The 23,773-nt window shown below is 45.6% G+C and carries 17 protein-coding genes and 1 pseudogene; 15 read left to right on the top strand and 3 right to left on the bottom strand.

All coding sequences use genetic code 11. From position 1 onward, the window contains the following. Nucleotides 1-3: 3 nt before the first annotated feature. The 4 genes from AC58QT_RS15475 to AC58QT_RS15490 all read left to right on the top strand — a co-directional run bounded on the left by AC58QT_RS15475 (nt 4) and on the right by AC58QT_RS15490 (nt 3,788). Nucleotides 4-288, top strand: a complete 285-nt coding sequence (locus AC58QT_RS15475) for a helix-turn-helix domain-containing protein (RefSeq protein WP_497409769.1) — start codon at nt 4-6, stop codon at nt 286-288. A gap of 239 nt (nt 289-527) precedes the next feature. Next, nucleotides 528-1,097 carry a 50S ribosomal protein L25 gene (locus AC58QT_RS15480; RefSeq protein WP_497409770.1) on the top strand — a complete coding sequence of 190 codons (570 nt, stop codon included), beginning with the start codon at nt 528-530 and terminating at the stop codon, nt 1,095-1,097. A gap of 263 nt (nt 1,098-1,360) precedes the next feature. Beyond that, nucleotides 1,361-3,082 carry a ubiquinone-dependent pyruvate dehydrogenase gene (gene poxB / locus AC58QT_RS15485; RefSeq protein WP_497409771.1) on the top strand — a complete coding sequence of 574 codons (1,722 nt, stop codon included), beginning with the start codon at nt 1,361-1,363 and terminating at the stop codon, nt 3,080-3,082. A gap of 211 nt (nt 3,083-3,293) precedes the next feature. Then, entirely contained in the window at nt 3,294-3,788 is a 495-nt protein-coding gene (locus AC58QT_RS15490) for a hypothetical protein (RefSeq protein ID WP_497409772.1), read from the top strand. A gap of 194 nt (nt 3,789-3,982) precedes the next feature. Here the strand turns inward: AC58QT_RS15490 and AC58QT_RS15495 are convergent, their stop codons facing one another. Continuing rightward, nucleotides 3,983-4,633 carry a hypothetical protein gene (locus AC58QT_RS15495; protein WP_497409773.1) on the bottom strand — a complete coding sequence of 217 codons (651 nt, stop codon included), beginning with the start codon at nt 4,631-4,633 and terminating at the stop codon, nt 3,983-3,985. A 117-nt stretch (nt 4,634-4,750) separates the two neighbouring features. Beyond that, nucleotides 4,751-5,302, bottom strand: coding sequence for a hypothetical protein (locus tag AC58QT_RS15500; protein ID WP_497409774.1), 552 nt, complete (start codon nt 5,300-5,302; stop codon nt 4,751-4,753). A 235-nt stretch (nt 5,303-5,537) separates the two neighbouring features. Between AC58QT_RS15500 and AC58QT_RS15505 the strand changes: the two genes are divergently transcribed. The 3 genes and pseudogenes from AC58QT_RS15505 to AC58QT_RS15515 all read left to right on the top strand — a co-directional run. Continuing rightward, nucleotides 5,538-5,969, top strand: coding sequence for a hypothetical protein (locus AC58QT_RS15505; RefSeq protein ID WP_497409775.1), 432 nt, complete (start codon nt 5,538-5,540; stop codon nt 5,967-5,969). A gap of 225 nt (nt 5,970-6,194) precedes the next feature. Next, the gene (locus tag AC58QT_RS15510) at nt 6,195-6,746 is read left to right on the top strand and encodes a GyrI-like domain-containing protein (protein WP_497409776.1); all 552 of its coding nucleotides are present in this window, start codon (nt 6,195-6,197) and stop codon (nt 6,744-6,746) included. A gap of 91 nt (nt 6,747-6,837) precedes the next feature. Continuing rightward, nucleotides 6,838-6,970, top strand: a pseudogene (locus AC58QT_RS15515) (VOC family protein); the annotation flags it as partial. A gap of 61 nt (nt 6,971-7,031) precedes the next feature. Here AC58QT_RS15515 and AC58QT_RS15520 read toward each other — a convergent pair. Further along, nucleotides 7,032-8,069, bottom strand: coding sequence for a YheC/YheD family endospore coat-associated protein (locus AC58QT_RS15520; protein WP_497409777.1), 1,038 nt, complete (start codon nt 8,067-8,069; stop codon nt 7,032-7,034). 202 nt (nt 8,070-8,271) lie between these two features. Here AC58QT_RS15520 and AC58QT_RS15525 point away from each other — a divergent pair, with 202 nt between their 5' ends. From AC58QT_RS15525 to AC58QT_RS15560, 8 genes are all read left to right on the top strand, one after another. After that, nucleotides 8,272-9,663: a hypothetical protein gene (locus tag AC58QT_RS15525; RefSeq protein ID WP_497409778.1), complete on the top strand. Its 1,392-nt coding sequence runs from the start codon at nt 8,272-8,274 to the stop codon at nt 9,661-9,663. 1,140 nt (nt 9,664-10,803) lie between these two features. Next, nucleotides 10,804-13,053, top strand: a complete 2,250-nt coding sequence (locus tag AC58QT_RS15530; RefSeq protein WP_497410032.1) for a collagen-like protein — start codon at nt 10,804-10,806, stop codon at nt 13,051-13,053. Nucleotides 13,054-14,430: 1,377 nt separating this feature from the next. Further along, complete coding sequence (locus AC58QT_RS15535; RefSeq protein WP_497410033.1) at nt 14,431-16,776, top strand: NTTRR-F1 domain; 2,346 nt, start codon at nt 14,431-14,433, stop codon at nt 16,774-16,776. Between the two features lie 396 nt (nt 16,777-17,172). Then, nucleotides 17,173-19,053, top strand: coding sequence for a YncE family protein (locus AC58QT_RS15540; protein WP_497409779.1), 1,881 nt, complete (start codon nt 17,173-17,175; stop codon nt 19,051-19,053). Between the two features lie 88 nt (nt 19,054-19,141). Further along, nucleotides 19,142-19,369 carry a hypothetical protein gene (locus tag AC58QT_RS15545; RefSeq protein ID WP_497409780.1) on the top strand — a complete coding sequence of 76 codons (228 nt, stop codon included), beginning with the start codon at nt 19,142-19,144 and terminating at the stop codon, nt 19,367-19,369. Nucleotides 19,370-19,776: 407 nt separating this feature from the next. Further along, the gene (locus tag AC58QT_RS15550) at nt 19,777-20,079 is read left to right on the top strand and encodes a hypothetical protein (RefSeq protein ID WP_497409781.1); all 303 of its coding nucleotides are present in this window, start codon (nt 19,777-19,779) and stop codon (nt 20,077-20,079) included. A gap of 42 nt (nt 20,080-20,121) precedes the next feature. After that, the gene (locus AC58QT_RS15555; RefSeq protein WP_497409782.1) at nt 20,122-21,855 is read left to right on the top strand and encodes a 3-keto-alpha-glucoside-1,2-lyase-like domain-containing protein; all 1,734 of its coding nucleotides are present in this window, start codon (nt 20,122-20,124) and stop codon (nt 21,853-21,855) included. A gap of 175 nt (nt 21,856-22,030) precedes the next feature. After that, on the top strand, nt 22,031-23,656 hold the full coding sequence (locus tag AC58QT_RS15560; protein ID WP_497409783.1) for an ABC transporter substrate-binding protein: 1,626 nt from the start codon (nt 22,031-22,033) through the stop codon (nt 23,654-23,656). The last annotated feature ends 117 nt before the right edge of the window (nt 23,657-23,773 follow it).

The raw sequence follows: 23,773 nt of genomic DNA on the forward strand, positions 1-23,773 counted from the left end.
TGTGTGTCAGTCATTCGCAGTAAATTAAAAGAAGTTATGGAAAATCACGATCCTAAATTATCGATACGCAAGCTTGCGAAAGAGATTAATTACCACTTTGACTCCGTTCGTCGTATGTATAAGGATGAGATGGTACAGTATCCTAGGGACTTATTACTGAAGCTTTGTCTGTATTTTAATGCCCACCCTGGGCAGCTCATTGGCATCGAAATGGATGTAGAAAGTGATTGGACGATAGATGCATCAATGGATTATCAGGAAGACGTCAATGACAAGGAATTCAATTAAAAGTGCGGAAACTAGTGTTCACTGAGTTTGGAAATCGCGATGGTATACATATAACAGCCCCGTTTCACTACTACGGGAGGAAGTCATCTTAAGAAGAGTTGAGGAACGGGACAGCGAGTTCTCTCAACCCTTCAAATGAAAGTAACGAGGGAGTTCCCTTAAAGTTTGACTAGATTTTATGGTCATGTTATAATCAATTTGACAAGAATTTATGGTCAAAGAGAGCAGGAAACAAACAAATGAGTAAATTTATTCAATTGAACAAGCGCACTGGTGAAACAAAGTCCACTATGAATCTAGCAAGAAAACAGGGACGCATCCCGGCTGTGTTGTATGGGATTGGTAAAGATACTTTGTCTGTAGAAGTAAATGAAAAAGAAATGTTGGATATTTTGAAAAAAAATCCACGAGCTATTCTGCAGGGTAATACATCCGATGAAAAAATTATTCCGATCATCGTTAAGAGTGTCCAAAAGGATGCGATGTCGGGCAATCTGCTGCATATCGACTTTCATCATGTGAACATGACTGAAATCATGGACAGCAAAGTTACTATTCAGTTTTCTGGAGAGGCAATCGGGGTTAAATCCGGTGGGGTTCTACAGATTGAAATCTATGAAGTAGAAGTACGTTGTATGCCTGGTGATTTGCCGACTTCCATGGAAGTGGATATCAGTGGTCTTGATACTGGCGACAAGCTTCTCGTTTCCGACTTAATCTTCAAGGATGGCATTGAAGTGTTGACGGATGCGAATACGGTTATGATTCAAATCAAAACCGTTCATGAGGAAGTTGAAGCAACAGCCTAGTAAAAATCATCCCCTTATGGTGGAGAGTGTTTAAGCTTATGAGCTTAGATACTTCTGCTGTGAGGGGATTTTTTGGTTTCTGAACTTGATAGTTTCCTATTACTTATTTTGGGGATAAAAATATAACTTATAGGAAAATATAGCAGCAAGTGGTGTGCCTAATGTCGACGTTTTCCAATCCTAAAATCAATCCCTTATACGGTTGTATTCTATGTATGAGTGCAACATTAGGCAATTAATAAAAACAAAAAGGAGAGATTCCCTTGAGAAAAACGATAGCGGATTCCATCGTGGAATCCCTTCTAAATGCCGGGGTGAAGCGAATTTACGGCATTATCGGCGATTCGCTAAATGCCTTGCTAGATGCAATCCGACGTTCTGGAAAAATAGAATGGATCCATGTCCGCCATGAAGAGGTTGCAGCTTTCGCGGCGGGGGCAGATGCCGCCATGAACGGAGGAATCGCCGTATGTGCAGGTAGCAGTGGACCAGGTAATTTGCATCTCATTAACGGATTATACGATTGCCATCGAAACAGGGTGCCAGTTCTTGCAATTGCCGCTCATATACCGAGCAGTGAAATTGGCAGCAGTTTTTTTCAAGAGACCCGTCCGGATATGTTGTTTCAGGAATGCAGCTTTTTTTGTGAGGTCGTAACTGGACCGGGGCAAATGCCTCGAGCGGTTACGATGGCAATGCAAACCGCGACGGCAAGGTCAGGAGTTTCTGTCTTAGTGCTTCCAGGTGATGTAGCAGCTTTCGAATACGACGAAAGCCCCGTTCCGGAACGCATTATCCATTCCACACATCCGATTGTATGCCCTTCAGCAGACGAATTGAAGACGCTTGCCGACTACTTAAACAAAGGTAAGAGAATCACTTTGCTGTGCGGTGCTGGTTGCGCGGGAGCTCATGCTTCGCTCATGAAGTTGTGCGAGAAACTACAATCCCCGATGGTGATAGCACTGCGAGGAAAAGAATATCTGGAATACGACAACCCGTATTCCGTTGGATTAACCGGCCTCATCGGATCTTCTTCCGGATACCACGCTATGATGGAATGCGATGTCTTGCTTATGCTGGGTACTGATTTTCCATACCGACAATTTTATCCGCACGAAGCGACCATCCTTCAGGTTGATTTGGATTCATCCCGACTAGGCCGGCGAACGACGTTAGCATACGGAGTGTGCGGAGACGTGAAGACGACGGTCGAAATGTTGATACCCTTGTTAAACGAACCGCACTCTTCTGATCATTTGAAGCAGTTTGCCGCACATTATGCCAAAGTCCGCCAGGAACTGGACAATCTTGCAGCTCCCGGCAGAGCGCCTATTCATCCGCAATTCCTCATGAAGGTAATCAGTGATCTCGCAGATGAGGATGCCGTTTTGACTTGCGATGTTGGAACGCCGACTGTGTGGGCTGCCAGATATTTGAGAATGAATGGAAAAAGAAGGCTTCTTGGCTCGTTTAACCATGGAACAATGGCGAACGCGATGCCCCAGGCGATTGGGGCGCAGGTTGCTCAGCCGGGACGCCAGGTCGTATCTCTGTCGGGAGATGGGGGAATCACCATGCTGCTCGGAGATCTGTTGACCCTTCGTCAGCATAAGCTCCCGATCAAGATCGTTGTCTTTAATAATGGCGCGCTTGCATTCGTGGAATTGGAAATGAAAGCAGCCGGCTTTTTGGAATTCGGAACGGAACTCGACAATCCAAATTTTGCGGCTCTGGCTCAAGCTATGGGAATTGAAGGAATTCGGGTCGAGGATCCGAACGACTTGGAAAGCGCCGTTCGTCGAGCGTTCGAACACAACGGTCCGGTACTGCTGGATGTCATCGTCAATCGTCAGGAGCTGGCTATGCCGCCGAAGATCAACTTCGAGCAGGCACGCGGATTTACGATGTGGATGCTGAAAGCTGTTTTGAACGGGCAAGGAAACGAAATTATCGAGCTGGCGAAAACCAATCTTCTTCGGTAATAAAAAGCCGTAGTCCTCATCTGATTTATCAGGTGGGGGCTATTTTAGTGCGAAAAGCACCTGGTTTACTTGTACTCTCTGGGAGCATAAGAATAGGTATTACTGCCAAGTTGTATCCATTTAAGGCATGCACCTCCAATACGCTAACATACATACACTGTAACAACATGGAATACATTACATTAAGCAGCGGTATTGAGGAGGGGTAGCGTTGAGATATACAGTGCAATATATACCTCTAAATAAGATTAAGCAGGACAGTACCAATACGAAGACTTCACCACGTAAGAAGGAGTTTAAAAAAGTTGCACAGGACCTCATGCAATTACTCATTGTGCAAAAAAGCAAGAAAGATGGTGACTATATTATCCAGGATGGACATCATCATTTCGCATTCCTCAAAAAGCATACCAATAAAAATCGGGCTGTGTGCCTCGTGGATGAAAGCAAGATTTCAACTAATTTCGGGAATTTTGTTAATCGATTTCGGAAACGGCAACTGCCTTATGACATCCCGTACCTCAAACCAAATCGGTTTGAAATCAACAGTTGGACCATTATTCGAAAATTTTTAAAGCAAGAACCACGTTTTCGGATGCTCTCTCGCAGTCAGCAGTTGAAGGTAATTCGGCTAGGTATTCAATATAGGAAAACAACGGTGCAATCCATGCAAGCAAAAGTAGAAGACATGATAAAAAGACGCTAAGGAAGCTTTATCATGAGCCAGCGGAAACCGGCATACGTTCGGTGTCCGTTGGTTATTTGTGCATATGGAATATTATGTAAAAAAATAAAGAGACGGTAGCTATTCATTCTGCTGCCGTTTTTTTGGTGTCTCACTATGAAAGAAGGTAAGCGATCCATTTCCCCGGAAATAATTATTGCTTGCAGTCTGTGCCGCTATGTCGGCAAACAGCTAATGAGGCAAACCGCCTGCGCGCTCAAACATACCGGTGTGCATAAGACAGCGAAGATGCCGCATGCGGCCCGACAAGCGTTTCCGATACGATAACATTTTGCATTGCATTCGGGATCAGCGGTCGCACCTTTGCCTCGTTTCGGAGTCAGTTTCTTTATCACACGCTCAAGTTTTGTAAATAGTCGTTTAAGGGCAAATTGGAGCGATTTATCGATGCTGATCTTTAATGTTGTACCGTCTTTGAATCTAATTTTTTTGGTGTGCGTGCAAGAGCAACCACATTGACAAGCGCTTTCAAGTCTAACGGGAACGATTGCTTTCTTATTAATAAATCCTCTAGCAGTGATAGTGTTGTTCTTATCTTGGAGAATAATGTTGGCACTGGAGACGCCGTCCACTTGTTTACCAAAGGAAGCCGTGAGTCTGCTGCTTGTGCGATTCAGAGATTGTATTTTGAATGTTACTAAGTTACAGGCATTCTGGGTGATGTTTAGGAAGATGTCGGAAACACCTCGATTGGCGTTCAAAACGATTTCCATATTCGCGCTCAAGATGCCTTCTTGCTTGGACTTTATACTTGTTGTTGCAAAAAGGGTAGTCGTTCCGTTGACTGTGCGCAGTAGTCCGGGCATAGCTATCACTCCCTCAATTCAATTGGTGTGTACTCTCACAACATATGTGGATCCAAAAGACTCGGTGTGGGGGAATAACTAGATAGTCCTAGCCTCTAATAGATCAAATTCTGATCTTCAAGATGGCTCAAAAGTAAGGTTATAGCGCTTTCCATTAGATAAGCGGACAACAAATAAAGGGCCGTATTCGCTAATGGCGGCGGAAACAATAAGCTTGGGATTGATGCTATTGACCAACTGCAGTAACTCAGCCTCTTTTCTCATTTTCACGAGCCTAATGAACTGTACTGCAAATATACGATTGTTGGCCAGTTTTTGTAGCAGATGTACCATGATTAGGCTGACTCTACGGATATCCTCAGCGTGCATACTTTGTAGCCGCCCCGGACGAAAGATACCCGTTACTAAATAAACCTTCGTCTTGTCTGTGATCCTGAGACTGTAGCTTGCCGTAAAGCCGGCTCCAATAGAAGTCTCTGCGCCTGGAAGCACCTGCTGGATCACTTTTGTGGTTCGATCTAAATGAAATGTCCTCAAGGCGTTTATCAGTCGTATCGCATACAGACGTTCGCTTGCAATGCGTTCATAAAGAGGTAGAATACGACGGGATAGAATGCGCAATCCCTTCACGGTAATGGGCTGAGTCTGAACGGTTTTCTTTAGCTTCAATTGATTTGCCCCCATGTTCTCATCATTTAATAGAGATGATTAAGATGAATACAACAAAATATGAGATTCTTACCTGTAAGGTTTGGACAAATGTCCTGTTGTTACCAAATTAATGATGCTCGCTCAGGACAATTTGTGCTTTCAAAAATGTACGATTACTATCAGTCAATTGATAGATTCATAGATTAGTAGAATTGAATACGATATAGTAACTCAATTCAAGGAGGTGATAGTCATGTCCGATGAACTCAAAAAATTCAAGTATGAAGTCTTGACACCAAATACAGGCGGTAGTGTTAATATTTCACTATTGTTTAATGTCCCTGTTACGTTAGCAACGGTTTCTGTAAAAGGTGATGCAACTGTATGGTTATCTGCCAATGTAGGTTGGAATGTAGTTACCAATGGCACAACATTCGATCATGTTGACGTATTATTCCGTATCTGGAGAGGGGACCAACTGACGGGAACAACCATCTACAGTGCTGCTGACTCGGCTCAGGCATACCCTGATGATCACTTTGCAGTGACACAACTTGCTCATGTTGATAGCCCCGACGATGATGATAAAATTGTATACACGCTTACGGGTGAGCTGCTTTTTAATGGACAATCATCAGCAAGTGTCATAGGACCTATTACGTTTACTGCGGCAGTTATTGATTAATGAAAAAGGAAGATCTGGGGTCATGAACCCAGGTCTTTTTTTTGATGTCGAGAGTGCATTTGAATTTATATGGAAATGGGGAACGGGTGCTCGATAACATTAGAGAAGGCTGCTAACCCCATTGAATCAGTTGCCTTTTTACTAACGGACAGCATGGCTTTATCTTATTAATAAAAAAGGTTTTTCTTGGGAATTGGTGAATATTTTTAGCAGGATGTCTTCATCATGGATAAACGTGAAGAGAGAGGAGAGGGTATTTTGCAGAATACAATCGTGGTTGAGTTAGTTGAAGTAGCGCCTTTCAAAGTACTGGCAGTAAGGACGGGGATGACACCTGACAAGAGTGGCACGCGAGAGGCGTGGAGCAGGCTTACAGCGCAGTTACCCATGCACGATGTGAGACTCACTGAAGTGCCCTCTGCGTATGTGCTCATACCTCAGGAGCAATTGAGCAAGCAAGTCGATACGCTATGGGTCGGACTGGCGGTTCACGAGTTCGGAGATGTACAGGATGACATTGAGACTCTAGAAGTAAGTGGAGGGCTCTGTGCAAGCGCTCGGGTGAACGGGAATGAGGAACACATGTGGCGCGTATATGATGCGATGTTTACTTGGCTGGAGCAGTCGCCAGATTACGAGCTGGATCGGCGTGAAGGAGTACTCGGGATGGAGACGGTACCGCTTGAACCTTTGAACTCTCTGACAATCCCCTATTCGGAAATCGAAACATTCGACTTTACGATGTTATACCCAGTGTGCAAAAAATCCGGGATTTAATGCGCCAGTCAAAGTAGCCACTTCATGTCATTGGAGCAAGTCACAACATACGAAGCGAACGGAGGCGTTATACTTGCAATTGGTTGCTTTTAGTTCGGAGGAAGAAATTGATGAGCTTTGTGGGAAACTTAAAGAAGGTGGACAAGCTCTAATGCCGTAATTATGGGTTTAGTAAAAAGTTCGGTTGGCTGAATGACCGCTTCGTAGTCACGTGGCAAATAAATTATCTAAATAAATGCTTCATGGAGCAGATGCCATCTCGGCAGATGCTCCATTTTTCATTAGTTATGACTGAGAGAGGTAATAAGCATATTCCAATGGTCTACTATGAATTATTTTTTTGTATTTAAAGTTCTTTATGTCATTGTATATACTTTTTTGAGGCATTCCGTTTATTTCAATAATCCGCAGCTTGCTTTCTATGTCAATGGCAAAATCCACACTCAATTCTCCCAGTGAACTCAAATGAATTTCTGCTTCTTGCGCGGCTTTTATACTTACATCACGAAGTGATTGAAGAATGTCATTCACTTTTTCCTGCGAAAATAATCGGGGGAGAACCTCATCTACATTATAGATATGTTCACACATACTAGTGTTAAAATATCGTTTGTGAGCTACTCTACATGTTATTGTGGAGATCGCCCATTCTCCCGTAATTCCCTTTTGAACTAGGACGCGGACATCAAAATACTGATGATCAAGTTGACACATTGGAATCCCTTGCTGGACTATGTATGTCGTTGGTCCAAGAAGTTCATCCAATTTTTCCTGAATGCTTTCATTTTTTCTACAAATATATCTTGGAGCTAAGCTGTGCAATGAAATGTGTATATCTTCATTTTCCATTATTTCAACCCGATATACCGATGCTCCTTTATTTCCATAAATTGGTTTTAAGTAGACAAGTTTATAGGAGTTTAATAGTTCTGATATGTTCACTTCATTATATAGAAATGTGTCCGGTACATATGGTTCTAGATTAGATTGTACTAATTGGTTATAGAGATCCCATTTGTTGAAAAAATTGATAGTGTTGAAACACTTATTCTTGCCTATTAATGCTTCAAAGTGTTGAATGTTGATTGGTTTTTTATTATAACAACGGTTATAGACAGCATGAGGAAATGGGAACAAACTTTGTGTCCATTTGCCTTTTTTCAAGCTAAGTCCAATAATACGTTTTTTATTCCACTGTATATCTGTTGGCGTAAAGGCGTAAAGTTTAATGTTTAGGTTTTGATAACGAAGACAAAGGTTCAAAATTCTTTTTCTGCTACGCCTATTACTTACCATAATACCTATCAATGGGCGCTCGTCCATTCTGATCACTCCCTAGTCATCTATCCTAAAATTATATAATGCAAACGCCGTTAACTTTGTATGGGACAATCACATAGAAGTTCTGAAATATGAAAATTTGGGTTTTATTCCCACTATTTTATTTTGGTAGGCATATACTGTGTCTATCTTTTTAGGCTTTTAATATGATGAAATACACTGATTACAGGGAGATGAGATTAGTATGGGAAAATGTAATTGCCCTCCAGGACCTCCGGGTCCTGAAGGACCGCGAGGCCCCCAAGGAGCAATAGGACCGACAGGACCAGAAGGACCGCGAGGACTCCAAGGTGCAATAGGGCCAACAGGAGCAGAAGGACCACGAGGACACCAAGGGCCAACAGGAGCAGAAGGACCGCGAGGACACCAAGGTCCAGTAGGACCAGAAGGACCGCGTGGACCACGAGGATTCCAAGGTGAAGAAGGAGCAGAAGGACCACGTGGACCCCAAGGAGCTACGGGTGGAACGGGAGCAACTGGGTCAACTGGAGCAACTGGTGAAGGAGCAACAGGAGCAACAGGAGCAACTGGTGCGACCGGACCTGCCGGTGGCCCAACCGGCCCAACCGGCCCAACTGGGGCAACAGGAGCAACTGGAGAAGCTGGAGAAGCTGGAGCAACTGGAGCAACTGGTGCAACGGGTGGAACTGGAGCAACTGGTGCAACGGGTGGAACAGGAGCAACTGGTGCAACGGGTGGAACTGGAGCAACAGGGGCAACAGGTGGAACAGGAGCAACTGGAGAAGCTGGAGCAACTGGTGGAACAGGAGCAACAGGAGCAACTGGTGGAACAGGAGCAACTGGAGAAGCTGGAGAAACGGGGGCAACAGGGGCAACTGGTGGAACGGGAGCAACAGGGGCAACAGGTGGAACAGGAGCAACAGGGGCAACAGGTGGAACAGGAGCAACAGGAGCAACCGGTGGAACGGGAGCAACAGGAGCAACCGGTGGAACGGGAGCAACAGGAGCAACCGGTGGAACGGGAGCAACAGGAGCAACCGGTGGAACGGGAGCAACAGGAGCTACGGGAACATCAGGAGGACTTATTCCATTCTCTACAGGCATCATTCTGAGTGGTGCTACTGTAGTATCTGCTGCTCCAATTTTAATGGGATTTGGTAATCACACGGTTGAAGTTATCGACGGCTCTGGAGAATCAACAAGTCCACCCGAAGCCGGTGGTTTTGCTTTCCCAATTCCCTTTGCGGGAACTGTACAAAACTTACAAATAAGCGCAGATTTACTGGTTGCTTCAGTGGTTTCAATAAATACGCTCGGTCTTCAATATGATTTTACTGTATTCCTAGCGCCTTCCGTTCCTAATAACGGTATTGATCATATTTCTTCACCTTACGTGACAACTCCGCTGACTAGTTCAGTTAGATTCGGATTTCCAAATAATATAATTACTGCCGGCACTTTCCGTACAGCAACCAATATAAATCTGGGATCATTAATAGTCGCAGCAGGTGATCGTATTGGAATTCGTGTAAGGACACTTGCTTCGACCGATCCTTCAGCAGCTGATGTTACTCAACTCTCATTTAGCGCTAGTTTATCTTATACTCCTTCTTAAGCATAGCGTGCCCCCAAAAAAGGGCTCCTTAATCGTCAACCTCTAAAGATACCGTTTATTAAGTGAGCATGTGAGAAGGATGAGGAAAACAGGGAAATTATCGGTAGCCTTCTATGATAAGGGTCGAAAGAGTATGAATTTAATAATCTAGCTTAATTTTAAGGCGGCGGATTTCGCACTCCTTGTTGATTTTATTTGCTAAAATAATGACAAAAAAAACGTCTCTCTTCGCAATTATGCGAAAGTGACGTTTTTTATTTTAAACTGATTACTTTGGAATATATGTCCCGAATTTTAAAATAAAAGGTTATATTTTCATAAAACAAGGAGAATTACACGAATACCATACCGTTCACAGGAAAAAGCTACCATAATTTTTACGGATTGAGACAAGTGTCTATTCCAGTCAACGATTGCCCTCATACTTTAATGCAAAGGAGGTGACATATGTTGATTGTTTTCAGTACTGTAGAAAAAAAAGACCGAATATCTCAAAAATCCAAAATAATTCAAAGAACAAAATCAAAACTTAATAAAAAAGAACCTAGTCCCAAAAAAAAGAAAAAAACATCTGTAAGATGTATGAAATGCCGTAAGATGCCAAGTAAGTGCAAATCGAGTAAAAAGAAGGAAATAAAAAAGTGTTGTAAAAGAGGTCTTAGAGGTTTACGTGGGATTCAGGGCGATACGGGTGCAACTGGTGCAACGGGAGCTATGGGAAAACCCGGAACCACCGGTGCTACAGGAGGATTAGGTGGGACAGGAACTACAGGTGACACGGGTCCAAGAGGATCCACTGGTGCAACTGGTGCCATTGGAGCTACGGGAAAAGCTGGAGCCACCGGTGCTACAGGAGGATTAGGTAGGACAGGAACTACGGGGGACACGGGTCCAACAGGATCCACTGGTGCAACTGGTGCCTCAGGTGTAACAGGAGCAACAGGTTCCACTGGAGCTACCGGTGCAACTGGAGCAACTGGAGAGGCAGGAGGAGCGACAGGGAACACAGGAGCAACAGGTGCGACAGGTGCCACAGGTTTAACCGGAGCAACAGGTTCCACTGGAGCAACAGGTTCCACTGGAGCTACAGGAGCCACGGGGGTATCAGGAGCAACAGGAACTACGGGTGACACAGGTCCAATAGGATCAACTGGTGCAACAGGGGTCACTGGTGCAACTGGAGAAGCAGGAGGAGCGACAGGGAACACAGGAGCAACGGGTGCAACAGGAGCAACGGGTGCAACAGGAGCAACGGGTGCAACAGGAGCAACGGGAGTAACTGGTGCAACAGGAGCAACGGGTGAAACAGGAGCTACTGGTGCAACTGGGGACACTGGAGCAACTGGAGAAGCAGGAGCAACAGGAGAAACGGGAGCAACAGGAGCAACGGGAGTAACTGGTGCAACAGGAGCAACAGGAGCAACAGGAGCAACAGGAACAACGGGTGCAACAGGAGCCACGGGAGCTACGGGTGAAACAGGAGCAACAGGAACAACGGGTACGACAGGAGCAGGTGCAACTGGGGCCACGGGAGCCACGGGAGCCACAGGGGCAACGGGAGTAACTGGTGCAACAGGAGCAACAGGAGCAACAGGAGCAACAGGAGCAACAGGAGCCACGGGAGCAACAGGAGCAACAGGAACAACGGGTGCAACAGGAACAACGGGTGCAACAGGAGCAACGGGTGCAACGGGAGCAACAGGAGCAACAGGTGAAACAGGAGCTACCGGTGCAACTGGGGCAACAGGAGCAACAGGAGCCACGGGAGCAACAGGAGCCACAGGAGCCACAGGAGCCACAGGAGTAACTGGTGCAACAGGAGCAACAGGAACAACGGGTGCAACAGGAGCAACGGGTGCAACGGGAGCGACAGGAGCAGCAGGTGAAACAGGAGCAACAGGTGCAACGGGAGCAACAGGTGCAACGGGTGGAACAGGAGCAACAGGAATAACGGGTGCAACAGGAGCAACAGGTGCAACTGGGGCAACGGGAGCGACAGGAGCAACAGGTGAAATTGGTGCAACGGGAGCCACAGGGGCAACGGGAGTAACTGGTGCCACGGGAGCAACAGGAGCAACAGGAGCAACAGGTGAAATTGGTGCAACGGGAGCGACAGGAGTAACTGGTGCAACAGGAGCCACAGGAGCCACAGGAGTAACTGGTGCAACAGGAGCAACAGGATCAACAGGAGCAACAGGAACAACGGGTGCAACAGGAGCAACAGGAGTAACTGGTGCAACAGGAGCAACAGGAGCAACAGGAACAACAGGAACAACGGGTGCAACAGGAGCAACGGGAGCGACAGGAGCAACAGGAGCAGCAGGTGAAACAGGAGCAACAGGAGCAACTGGGGCAACAGGAGCAACAGGAGCAACAGGAACAACGGGTGCAACAGGAGCAACAGGTGCAACTGGGGCCACGGGAGCGACAGGAGCAACAGGTGAAATTGGTGCAACGGGAGCCACAGGAGTAACTGGTGCAACAGGAGCAACAGGAACAACGGGTGCAACAGGAGCCACAGGAGTAACTGGTGCAACAGGAGCAACAGGAGCAACGGGTGCAACGGGAGCGACAGGAGCAACAGGAGCAGCAGGTGAAACAGGAGCAACAGGTGCAACGGGTGCAACAGGAGCAACAGGTGCAACTGGGGCCACGGGAGCGACAGGAGCAACAGGTGAAATTGGTGCAACGGGAGCCACAGGGGCAACGGGAGCAACGGGAGCAACAGGAGCAACAGGAGCAACAGGAGCAACAGGAGCAACAGGAGCAACAGGTGCAACTGGGGCCACGGGAGCGACAGGTGAAATTGGTGAAACAGGAGCAACAGGAGCAACAGGTGCAACAGGAGCCACAGGAACAACGGGTGCAACAGGAGCCACAGGAGTAACTGGTGCAACAGGAGCAACAGGTGAAATTGGTGCAACAGGAGCAACAGGAGCTACGGGTGCAACAGGTGCCACTGGGGCAACAGGAGGGGTATTCGAGTTCGGGTACATTTTCAATTTAGGAGCTCAGACGGTTCCAATAGAGGCAGATGTTATATTTGATACAAATGGCATTATTGCATTAGGCATTACGCATACTCCCGGAACCTCTCAAATTGTAATTACCAGTTCTACTCCAGGTTTCTATGAGGTTACTTACTCCATTTCAGGAGTTGAGCCAAACCAATTCGCACTCTTTTTAAATAACGTTCTGGTTACGGGTTCCGTATACGGTTCCGGTGCAGGTACCCAGCAAAACAATGGTCAGTCTATAATCGCGTTAGTCGCTGGTGATGTTCTTACTCTACGAAATCATAGTTCAGCTGCTGCTGTTACCCTTCAGACTTTAGCTGGAGGGACACAAGCAAATGCAAACGCTTCTGTTGTTATCAAAAAATTAAGTTAGCCTCAATAAAATTTAAACTCAAGTTTTCAGTCATAGCAGCTAAGAGCGGAAGTAGAACTAAATATTCCAGTTCAACATCAAAAAGAAGGGCAGTCGACCCATGTTGATCGGCTGCTTTTTTTATACCGTTGGTGTTTAATCAATTAATCATGCGACATATAATCGCTAAAACGGAAGAAGGTAACTGGGGCTGCCGAATCTAAACCAGGAAAAAATCCCTCAACAGTAGTTTCAAGTAACCTATTGCCATGTCCGGTAACGGAGCTAATTTCAAGTTTCCCTAAAGAAGCGCGACTATCTTTCGTTTAAAATCACCCCTAGCCGTAATACGAGGATACTGACGATTGCTTGCCAAAAGTTGCTTTTCCAAAAGCATGGAGGTATTGGGATCGACAAGGACTTTGCCGAAATCAACAAGTAATATTGCATGTGATTAATACTGGAAATAGGTGAAAGTAAATCCAGTATTAAGTACCTCGTAATAGTATATCTTTACATAGATTTCTCTGTTTTTTTCGCTGGGGTTGGATAAGGTGATGACCAAACGATCATTTTCCATTCCGTTTGGATTTTGGTCAGGAACATATTTTGAGCGTGATCCGCAACCGCTGCCTTAAACCTTTAAAAATACTTTGCATATCTTCTTGAGTCTTGATAGTTTTACTCAATTACTTCTCTTGTACCGATTTAAACAAGCCTTGTCTTCTCTTTTTATACTATGTTGTAATGTATTGCCCGATTATACATTTATCTCCTGTTTCACAACATTCAGTGATAGATTACTAACTTAACTAATCAATATTTCGTTAATCAAAGTAAGAATACAATGTAGTAACTTGTACACACATGCGATTATCCCTACTTTGTGTTCAAGTGATAGCACGAGATATTTTTTACAGATATAACCTAAAAAATGTTTTTTTATCGAATTCCTGAAAAGGGTATTCATCATATTTCACTTGATTACTTATGAAATATCTGTCCGAATTTCTGGAAAAAGGGGTTGGATATTCATAAAAAAGGAGAATTTCATGCATGTCTTTCTGCAGCACTGGAAAGAGGTACTATTATCTTTTCAGATTGAGACAAGTGTCTATTCCAGTCAACGATTGTCTTCATACTTTATTGCTATGGAGGTGACATATGTTGATTGTGTCCAGTACTGTAGAAAAAGACCGAATATCTCAAAAATCCAAAATAATCCAAAGTTCAAAATCAAAACTTAATAAAAAAGAGCTTAGACCCAAAAAAAAGAAAAAAACATCTGTAAAGTGTATGAAATACCGTGAGATACCATGTAAGTGCAAATCGATTAAGAAGAAGAAAATGAATGACCGTTGTAAAAGAGGCCTTAGAGGTTTACGTGGGTTTCGTGGGATTAAAGGCGATACGGGTGCAACTGGTACCACGGGCGCTATGGGAAAAGCCGGACCCACTGGTGCTACAGGAGGATTGGGTGCGACAGGAACTGCGGGTGACACGGTGCTAAAAGGATCCACTGGAGCTACAGGAGCTACAGGAGCCACGGGAGTAATGGGTGCTACAGGTGCAACTGGAGCAACGGGAGCAACAGGTGAAACGGGTGCAACAGGTGAGACTGGAGCTACGGGTGCAACTGGAGCTGGTGAAACGGGAGCAACGGGAGCAAAGGGATCCACCGGAGCAACGGGAGCAACAGGTGAAACGGGAGAAACTGGTGCTACAGGAGCAACAGGAGCAACAGGAGCATCAGGAGCAACAGGAGCAACAGGAGCAACAGGAGCAACGGGAGCAACGGGTGCAACAGGTGAGACTGGAGCTACGGGTGCAACTGGAGCTGGTGAAACGGGAGCAATGGGAGCCACGGGAGCAACAGGTGAAACGGGTGCAACAGGTGAGACTGGAGCTACGGGTGCAACTGGAGCTGGTGAAACGGGAGCAACAGGAGCAACGGGAGCAACCGGGGCAACCGGGGCAACAGGAGCAACAGGTGAAATTGGTGCAACGGGAGCAACAGGAGCTGGTGAAACGGGAGGAACAGGAGCAACAGGAGCAACAGGAGCAACAGGTGAAGCGGGAGCTACGGGTACAACTGGGGCAACTGGAGCTACGGGAGGAACAGGAGCAACAGGAGCAACAGGTGAAATTGGTGCAATGGGAGCTACAGGAGCTACAGGAGCAACAGGATCGACAGGAGCCACGGGTGACACAGGAGCTACAGGAGCAACAGGATCGACAGGAGCCACGGGAGCAACAGGATCCACGGGGGTAACAGGAACAATCGGATCCACAGGAGCTACGGGAGGAACAGGTGAAACGGGAGCTACGGGTACAACTGGGGCAACTGGAGCTACTGGAGGAACAGGAGCAACAGGAGCAACAGGAGAAATTGGTGCAACGGGAGCAACAGGGGTAACAGGAGCTACAGGAACAACGGGAGCAACAGGAGCAACGGGAGCAACGGGAGCAACGGGAGCAACAGGATCCACGGGAGCTACGGGAGCGACGGGAGCAACAGGATCCACGGGAGCCACGGGAGCAATAGGAGCAACGGGAGCAACAGGAGCAACTGGAGCAACAGGTGAGATTGGTGCAGCAGGAGCAACAGGTGAGATTGGTGCAACAGGAGCAACAGGATCCACGGGAGCAACAGGAGCAACAGGAGCAACAGGAGCAACAGGAGCAACAGGAGCAACAGGAGCAACAGGAGCAACAGGAGCCACAGGATCAACAGGAGCCACAGGATCAACAGGATCCACGGGGGTAACAGGTGAAACGGGAGCAACAGGAGCAACAGGAGCAACGGGAGCAACAGGAGCAACAGGTGAAACGGGAGCAACAGGAGCAACAGGAGCAACGGGTGAAACAGGAGCAACAGGAGCAACGGGAGCAACAGGAGCAACGGGAGCAACGGGAGCCACGGGAGCAACAGGATCCACGGGAGCCACGGGAGTAACAGGTGAAACGGGAGCAACAGGAGCCACGGGGGCAACAGGAGCCACGGGAGCAACAGGAGCTGCGGGAGCAACAGGAGCTGCGGGAGCAACAGGAGCAACAGGAGCAACGGGTGAAACAGGAGCAACTGGAGCAACAGGAGCAACTGGAGCAACCGGATCCACAGGAGCAACCGGAGCAACAGGAGCCACGGGAGCAACAGGAGCAACAGGAGCAACGGGAGCAACAGGAGCAACGGGTGAAACAGGAGCAACAGGAGCAACAGGAGCAACAGGAGCAACAGGATCCACGGGAGCAACAGGAGCAACAGGAGCAACAGGAGCAACGGGTGAAACAGGAGCAACAGGAGCAACAGGATCCACGGGAGCAACAGGAGCAACAGGAGCTGTTGCAACAATACAAAACGGGCTCTTCCTTGTTAGTGTATCACCTATTGCAGATGGTACAGCTATTTCATATGCAACCTCATTTATTAATGGCTCTAATATTTCGCATCCAACAGCTACAACCTTTTTATTAGCAACAGGGCACATTTATTTGGTTTCATATACTTTCAGAGCAACTAGTTCAGTAGCTGGGAACATTACTGTTACACCAAGGCTTAATTTAGTATTTAAAGGTGATTTTTCAGGTAAAGCAAATACTGGGGCTTTAGATGCTAATGCAAGTGTATCTGGTACGTTCTTAGCTGACGCTACTGCAAGTGCTGTTACAATTGATTTTCTTTATAATGGCTCGGCCCCTGCTAATCCTACTGATGGTTCTGTTTCGATTATTCAGGTTCAGTAAAATAAGAAAGGCAGACGTTTGTCACCCATTCAATAAAAACTTACTATTTTATATGGTCTGATTATTTGTGTAAGTGATTCGTACTGATGTGTTAGATGCCGCATAAACGGGTCTGAAACTTTCTCAGCAAACGAGCAGTTACATTTATTATGTAGGAGAGGTAATAAAAAAAGAAATAATGTAAAAGGCTCTGTTCCCTTCATTTCGGGAATAAGAGCTTTTTATAGTGGGTATTACCATTATATGCTACTTCTATATGTTCTTTGTCATTCGTCCAAGCATATTCAAATAGAACTCATACAATAGACTATGAGAGTTACTTACGATGACAATACCATGTTAAAAAACCTTGTTTAAGAAACTTTCAGAAGTTTAATTATAGAGGAGGTAAGTGACTTGAGCAATGGAAAGAAATTAGAAAAGGCTATTGATAAAGTTGGAATTGAGAAAATCAGAAAAATAGAAATAAAAGATATAAATGGAAATAAATTCGAGTTGAAGTTTAGCAGCCAAGATCTGAATGAGAGAGAGGAAGAGCTTGAGGATTTTCTATTTACAATCAATTGGAAGCATGTTGAAGAAATTGAAATAGAACTTTACAATGGAACCAAAATTAAGATTGAATACGAGGATGATCATCACCATCACGATGGCAGACGCGGACCGACTGGGCCGACTGGAGCGACTGGTGCAACTGGTGCAACTGGAGTAACAGGTGCTACTGGAGTAGCAGGGACAAATGGAGCAACGGGTGACACAGGAGCAACGGGTGCAACTGGTGCAACGGGTGACACAGGAGCAACGGGAGCAACAGGAACAACAGGATCGACAGGAGTAACGGGTGACACAGGAGCAACCGGAGCAACAGGTCCAGCCGGAGGAGCCACGGGAGCAACGGGAGCAACGGGAGCAACGGGAGCAACGGGTGAAACTGGTGCAACGGGTGACACAGGAGCAACCGGAGCAACAGGAGCAACAGGAGCAACAGGAGCAACCGGAGCAACAGGAGCAACAGGAGCAACGGGAGCAATAGGAGCAACAGGAGCATCAGGAGGATCAGGAGCAACGGGAGCAACCGGAGCAACAGGAGCAACAGGATCGACAGGAGCAACGGGTGACACAGGAGCAACGGGAGCAACAGGGGCAACAGGATCGACAGGAGCAACGGGTGACACAGGGGCAACAGGATCGACAGGAGCAACGGGTGACACAGGGGCAACAGGATCGACAGGAGCAACAGGAGCAACAGGGGCAACAGGATCGACAGGAGCAACGGGTGACACTGGAGCAACAGGAGCAACAGGAGCAACAGGAGCAACAGGAGCAACAGGAGCAACAGGTGACACGGGAGCAACGGGACCTACCGGAACCGTATCAGCAAATCTCATTTATGTTGCAAATTTTAATAGTAACAATGTTTCTGTAATTGATGGAGTCACCAATACGGTAATTGCTACTATTCCAGTTGGGATTAATCCAGCAGGCGTTGACGTCAATCCGTTAACAAATCGTATTTATGTAGCGAATAGGGGAATTGATACCGTTTCTGTAATCGATGGAGTCACTAATACGGTAATTGCTACTGTTTCAGTCGGGGATGAATCAGGCGACGTTGGGGTCAATATAGCTACCAATGCCATTTATACGGCAAATTTTAATTCATTGGACATAACTGAAGATGTTACCGTGATTAGCGGATTGACCAACACGGTGTTTGCAACCATTGTAATCCCTGGGCTCAATTTATCAACAGGGGTAGGCGCCAACCCATTAACTAACCGTATTTATGTTTCCAATTTTAATTTTGATACCGTTTCTGTAATAGATGGAGTCACCAATACCATAATTACAAATATCCCAGTCCAAGTTAATCCATTTAGAATCGCAGTTAATTCAGCCACTAATCTTATTTATGTATCAAATTTTACCAGTGATACGGTTTCTGTGATTGATGGAGTAACCAATACAGTAATTACTTCTGTTCCGGTCGGGACTACACCAGGAGAGGTGGGAGTTAATCCAACTACTAATGCTATATACGTAGCAAATCGAGGCACTAACGATGTTTCCGTGATTAATGGATTAACGAACACGGTGATTACTACGATTCCTGTCGGGGTTAATCCAAACGGAGTAGGTGTCAATTCAATAACTAATCGTATTTATGTAACAAATCAGGATGATAATAACGTTTCCGTCATAGATGGATTAACCAATGTCGTGATCGCTACCGTTCCCGTGGGAACTCGTCCATTCGCGGCAGGAGTCAATCCGTAGGATGACTTGCAATTCTGATTACGATATATCGAATCTAGTAACTGCTAGTAACCCTAAATCATGTTCTTACAATAGGTGGTGAATTCATATGAAAGAAGCTCGATCAATGGAAGAGTTAATATTACAGATGTCAAACATGAACAAAGAAGATTCTGTATGCCAATTCTTTTTTCCAGGGAAAGGGAGATTCATAGTTGTACTGCAAGAACTAGACGAAGTTATTCAAAATGATTTAGAACAAATGGTGAGTTCGGAATCAGAAAAAAAGGGACACGCCATGTTAGCGTCTGAAATAATGAGAAATCCTTTTATCTAAGGCATTGGTGACTCGACTTGTGAAACTTATATTACTTTTTGCATCGAACTGCACCCCATTTGTTAGACACAACCTAACAATGGGAGATGCAGTTTTTTTACTTTTGTGAGCCTTTGGCTCTTTTGACATATATTTATTGTGAAATTTTTTCGGTACGGTAATTTAATCCCCCATTAAGTATTTAGGAAATGAAAGGAAGTAAGGGTAGCATAGGGACGGTCATGCACATTCAATAAATCATTAGGATTACAACAGAAATCATAATAATATCATATTTACTTGCGACCCAAATGATTTAACAATACAAATAGATATTGTTTTGGAGGTGTTCAGTTCTTAGATTTTCTTGAAATTAACGACTTGAAATGAAAGCGCAATCAATTTTAATTATGTAGGAGGAAGCTTTCATGTATGCAGCTAAAAAACTAATAACCATCATTTCTGCCATCGTTATTCTGCTTTCGTTACTTGGAGCGTTGCCTAAAGATGCTTTGGCTGCGGGGACCATATATTATGTGGATGCTTCGAGACCCGATGATAGTGGAGATGGGCAAAGCACAGCGACTGCTTGGAAAAGCTTGGCCAAAGTCAATGCGACAACTTTCGCAGCTGGCGATCAGATTCTATTCAAATCGGGAGGGACGTGGACGGGGCAACTAAATCCGAAGGGTTCTGGTGTGTCTGGCAGCCCGATCACCATTTCAAGCTAAGGCAGCGGAAGTAAGCCGCTTATTAACGGCAACGGGCTTACGATGAATGCGGATGGCAGCGGGGGATCAGCTGTTTATTTGTACAATCAAGAGTACTGGGAAATTAAGAATCTGGAAGTGACGAACAAGGGAGCGACCGCTGCCAAACGTTTAGGCGTCAATGTAGTTGCTTCGGATTATGGGACAGCGAACTACATACATATTTCCAATCTCACCGTGCACGATGTAAACGGGATCAACACGGATAAGAAAAACGGCGGCATCGCTGTGCAGGCCTTAGGAACTTCCGTATCAACCAAGTGGAACGACGTTAAGATCGAAGGAAATACCGTATACACCGTGGATTCAACAGGTATTCAGACGCACTCTCGCTGGATGAACCGTGGCGGTATGGTTGATTCTGGTCCTTGGTCGGGCTTCACCAATGTGCTTATTCAGTATAATACCGTCTATGACATCGGACGTGATGGCATTCTGGTTAGGGTAAGTACAGCTCCAGTCATTCAATATAATGTTGTTCATCATGCAAATATGCGTTCTGGCGCTGAAGCGGTTGCGATCTGGCCATTCAATACCAACGATGCGCTCGTGCAATACAATGAAGCGTATAGCACGCATGGAAGTTTGGATGGTCAAGGATTTGACTCTGACTATGTCTCGAATCGAACGATAATTCAATATAACTATAGCCACGACAACGAAGGTGGCTTCGTTCTCATATGTAATAACGGAGCAAGTAATTTTAACAATGGCACCATTGTCCGTTATAACATCAGTCAGAACGATGGCACTCGCATATTTCAATTGGCAGGGCCTGTCACCAATACGAGTATTAATAACAATACCATCTATGTCAAAGCAGGAGTTGGCACCAATATTCTAACCATCGGAGATTGGGGAGGGTACGCGAGCAATACGTATTTTAAAAACAATATCATCTATAAAGTTGGTAGCGGTGGATATTCTTTGGGAAGCAGCACGAATACGGTGTTTGATTATAATGTTTTTTATGGTAATCATCCTAGTTCTGAGCCAAGCGATGCGCACAAGCTTACAAGCAATCCACTTCTAGTTAACCCTGGAACAGGAACGAGTCGAACTGCGTTGGATGGTTACAAGCTGCAGATTGGTTCACCAGCTATTGATAGCGGTGTTGTGATTATGAGTAATGGCGGAGGTCAGGATTACTGGGGCAGTGCAGTTCCAACTAACAGTGTAACAGACCGAGGGGCATACGAGGGTTCAGACATAGGTACGGCACCAGTTACCGTGTTCAGTGACAATTTTGAAAGTGGATCTAGCAACTGGACAACAAGTGGCGGTACGTGGAGCGTACTTACAGACGGAAGTAAAGTATTCAATCAGTCTTTGGTTACTGGTGAAGCACTTGCCTTTGCGGGGAGCTCCTGGAGTAACTATACGTATTCCTCGAAGGTTATGCTAAATAATGCATATGCGAATGCAGGACTGCTATTCCGCGTTACAGATGCTAACAACTACTATATGCTGCGCATCAACAACAGCACGAATTCCCTTGATTTATATAAAAAGGTGAGCGGGACTTTGACTTTGTTAGCAAGTACTGCTTTCAGCTCAAGTATTAACACATGGTACGACCTTAAGGTAAAGATAACCGGGAATAATATCCTTGGCTCGCTGAACGGAACGCAGCTAATTAATTATACGAATGGAACTACGGAGCTGAGTACAGGTAAAGTCGGCTACCGTATGGCGTCCTCGACGGCAAGTTTTGATGACGCGTTGGTTACGCAGTAATTTTTGTAGATAGGTAACACAGGTAGAGACTGCTGGTCGTAACCAGCAGTCTCTTCGAGTTATCAAGGCAACTCTAGCGCTTAATGGGAGAGGTGAAAAAGAAATTTCACTAGACGGAAAATGTGATAATGATTATCATTATTATTATTTGCCGGAAGGATGTTTACATGCAGCTATGATGAATGACGACATAATAGAACAAATTGGACAGATCAGTTTTAAGTTGCAAAAGGTACTTGTCAAACGCTGCAAAGCAGCAGCACATTTTAAACGCAGATTTATGCCATGCTATTGCTTGGTTTATATAAAAGAAGGAGAAGGAATCCTTTCTATTAATGGAATTGATTATACTGCTGCGCCCAATGCGCTTTTCTTGTTGCATCCAGGCAGCCTAATAGAGGCTAGAGGAAGCGAGAAGCATCCTGTGTTAATGATTGTACAAGCCTTTCACTATCGCTGGAACAGTCCGCCTCCGTTGGCGAACTCCCCCTACACAGAACCCGAGTTATTTAATCAGGAAGGGCTCATCTCCTTAAACGATGGAGCAGCAGTGCTGCGCGGTTTGGAACAGCTGCATGTTCACAATGATGCCGAAGGACCGTTAGCTCGGTGGAAGCAGCAACTTATTTTTCAAGAGTTACTGCATACTATCATGTTGGATAGACAAGTGGCGAAAGAGCAGGGAGGCACGCAGCTTGCCGTTGAGAAAGCTATTGCGTATATGGAATCCCATTATGGGGATGAAATTTCGATCCGCTCATTGGCCCAGAACCAAGGGATCAGTCCAAGCAACTTTGCAGGCATGTTCAAAAAGCAAACCGGCATGCGCCCTGTTGAATATCTGGCTCATTTGCGGATACAACATGCTAAGGCATCGTTAGCCGCACGCGAAGGACTCAAAACGGTGGCCACCAAAGTTGGGTACCGCGATGAACTGTATTTTAGCCGCACCTTCAAGAAGATTGTCGGTGTGTCTCCCACCCTGTACGCCAAAAAGCATTCCGAAGATAAATTGATGACCGTTTTCCCGCAATTAAATGACTACTTGCTTGCTCTTGATCTACGGCCCTTTGCTACCCTTTCTTACGCAGGCAACGATCAAATTAGAGGACTGCTGCCGCACATCGCAGAGGATCTAAAAGATGTCAAAATCATGGGGCGCTGGGACTACCCAGATAAAGAAACAGTGCTTCGCGCTGATCCCCAGCTTATTCTTGGCTCAAATTGGCATAGTCTGATGATGGACAGCTATCGTCATGTAGCTCCAACTATTACGGTTTGGATGAAAGATGACTGGCGAAGCACGCTCTATGATGTAGCAGGATTGTTTGGAAAAAAGGAGCAAGCAGCCGACTGGCTTCGCATGTATGAACACCGAGTGGCAGAAGCCAGAGCCAGTTTGCGAGCAAGTAATCAGCGGGACAAAAGTGTGATGGTGCTTGTTGCCGCATCAGACGAATGGCGTGTGTACGGAGGGAAGCGTCAGCTCGGGGATATTTTGTATAGAGATTTAGGGCTTTCGCCTCCTCCAGGCATCTCGTCTACAAGTCATTATACGGTGATTTCCGAACAGGATTTGAGCCGATTGAACCCGGATTATTTGATACTCTCTACTTGTAATAGCAATTTCAGCACCCAACTAACCGATGAGTTGAAGCAAAGTGGAACTTGGTCAGCTCTGCGTGCCGTACAAAGCAATCAAGTGATGGAGGTGCCGAGTTGGTTCAACATGCATGCTCCAATGCAACATCTCAGGTCAATGAACTTAATCGTGAAGGATTTGACATCGCGTTCCTCATAGTCTGGTTTTGAATTTTGTCCATCTCTTCGAAAGATTTTATCCATTGAATGAAGGTTGGCTATCGCATACGATTAATCCCGATGATAATAATTATCAATTAAACGTATTGAGGTGGTT

Source organism: Paenibacillus sp. J31R109 (assembly GCF_059692055.1).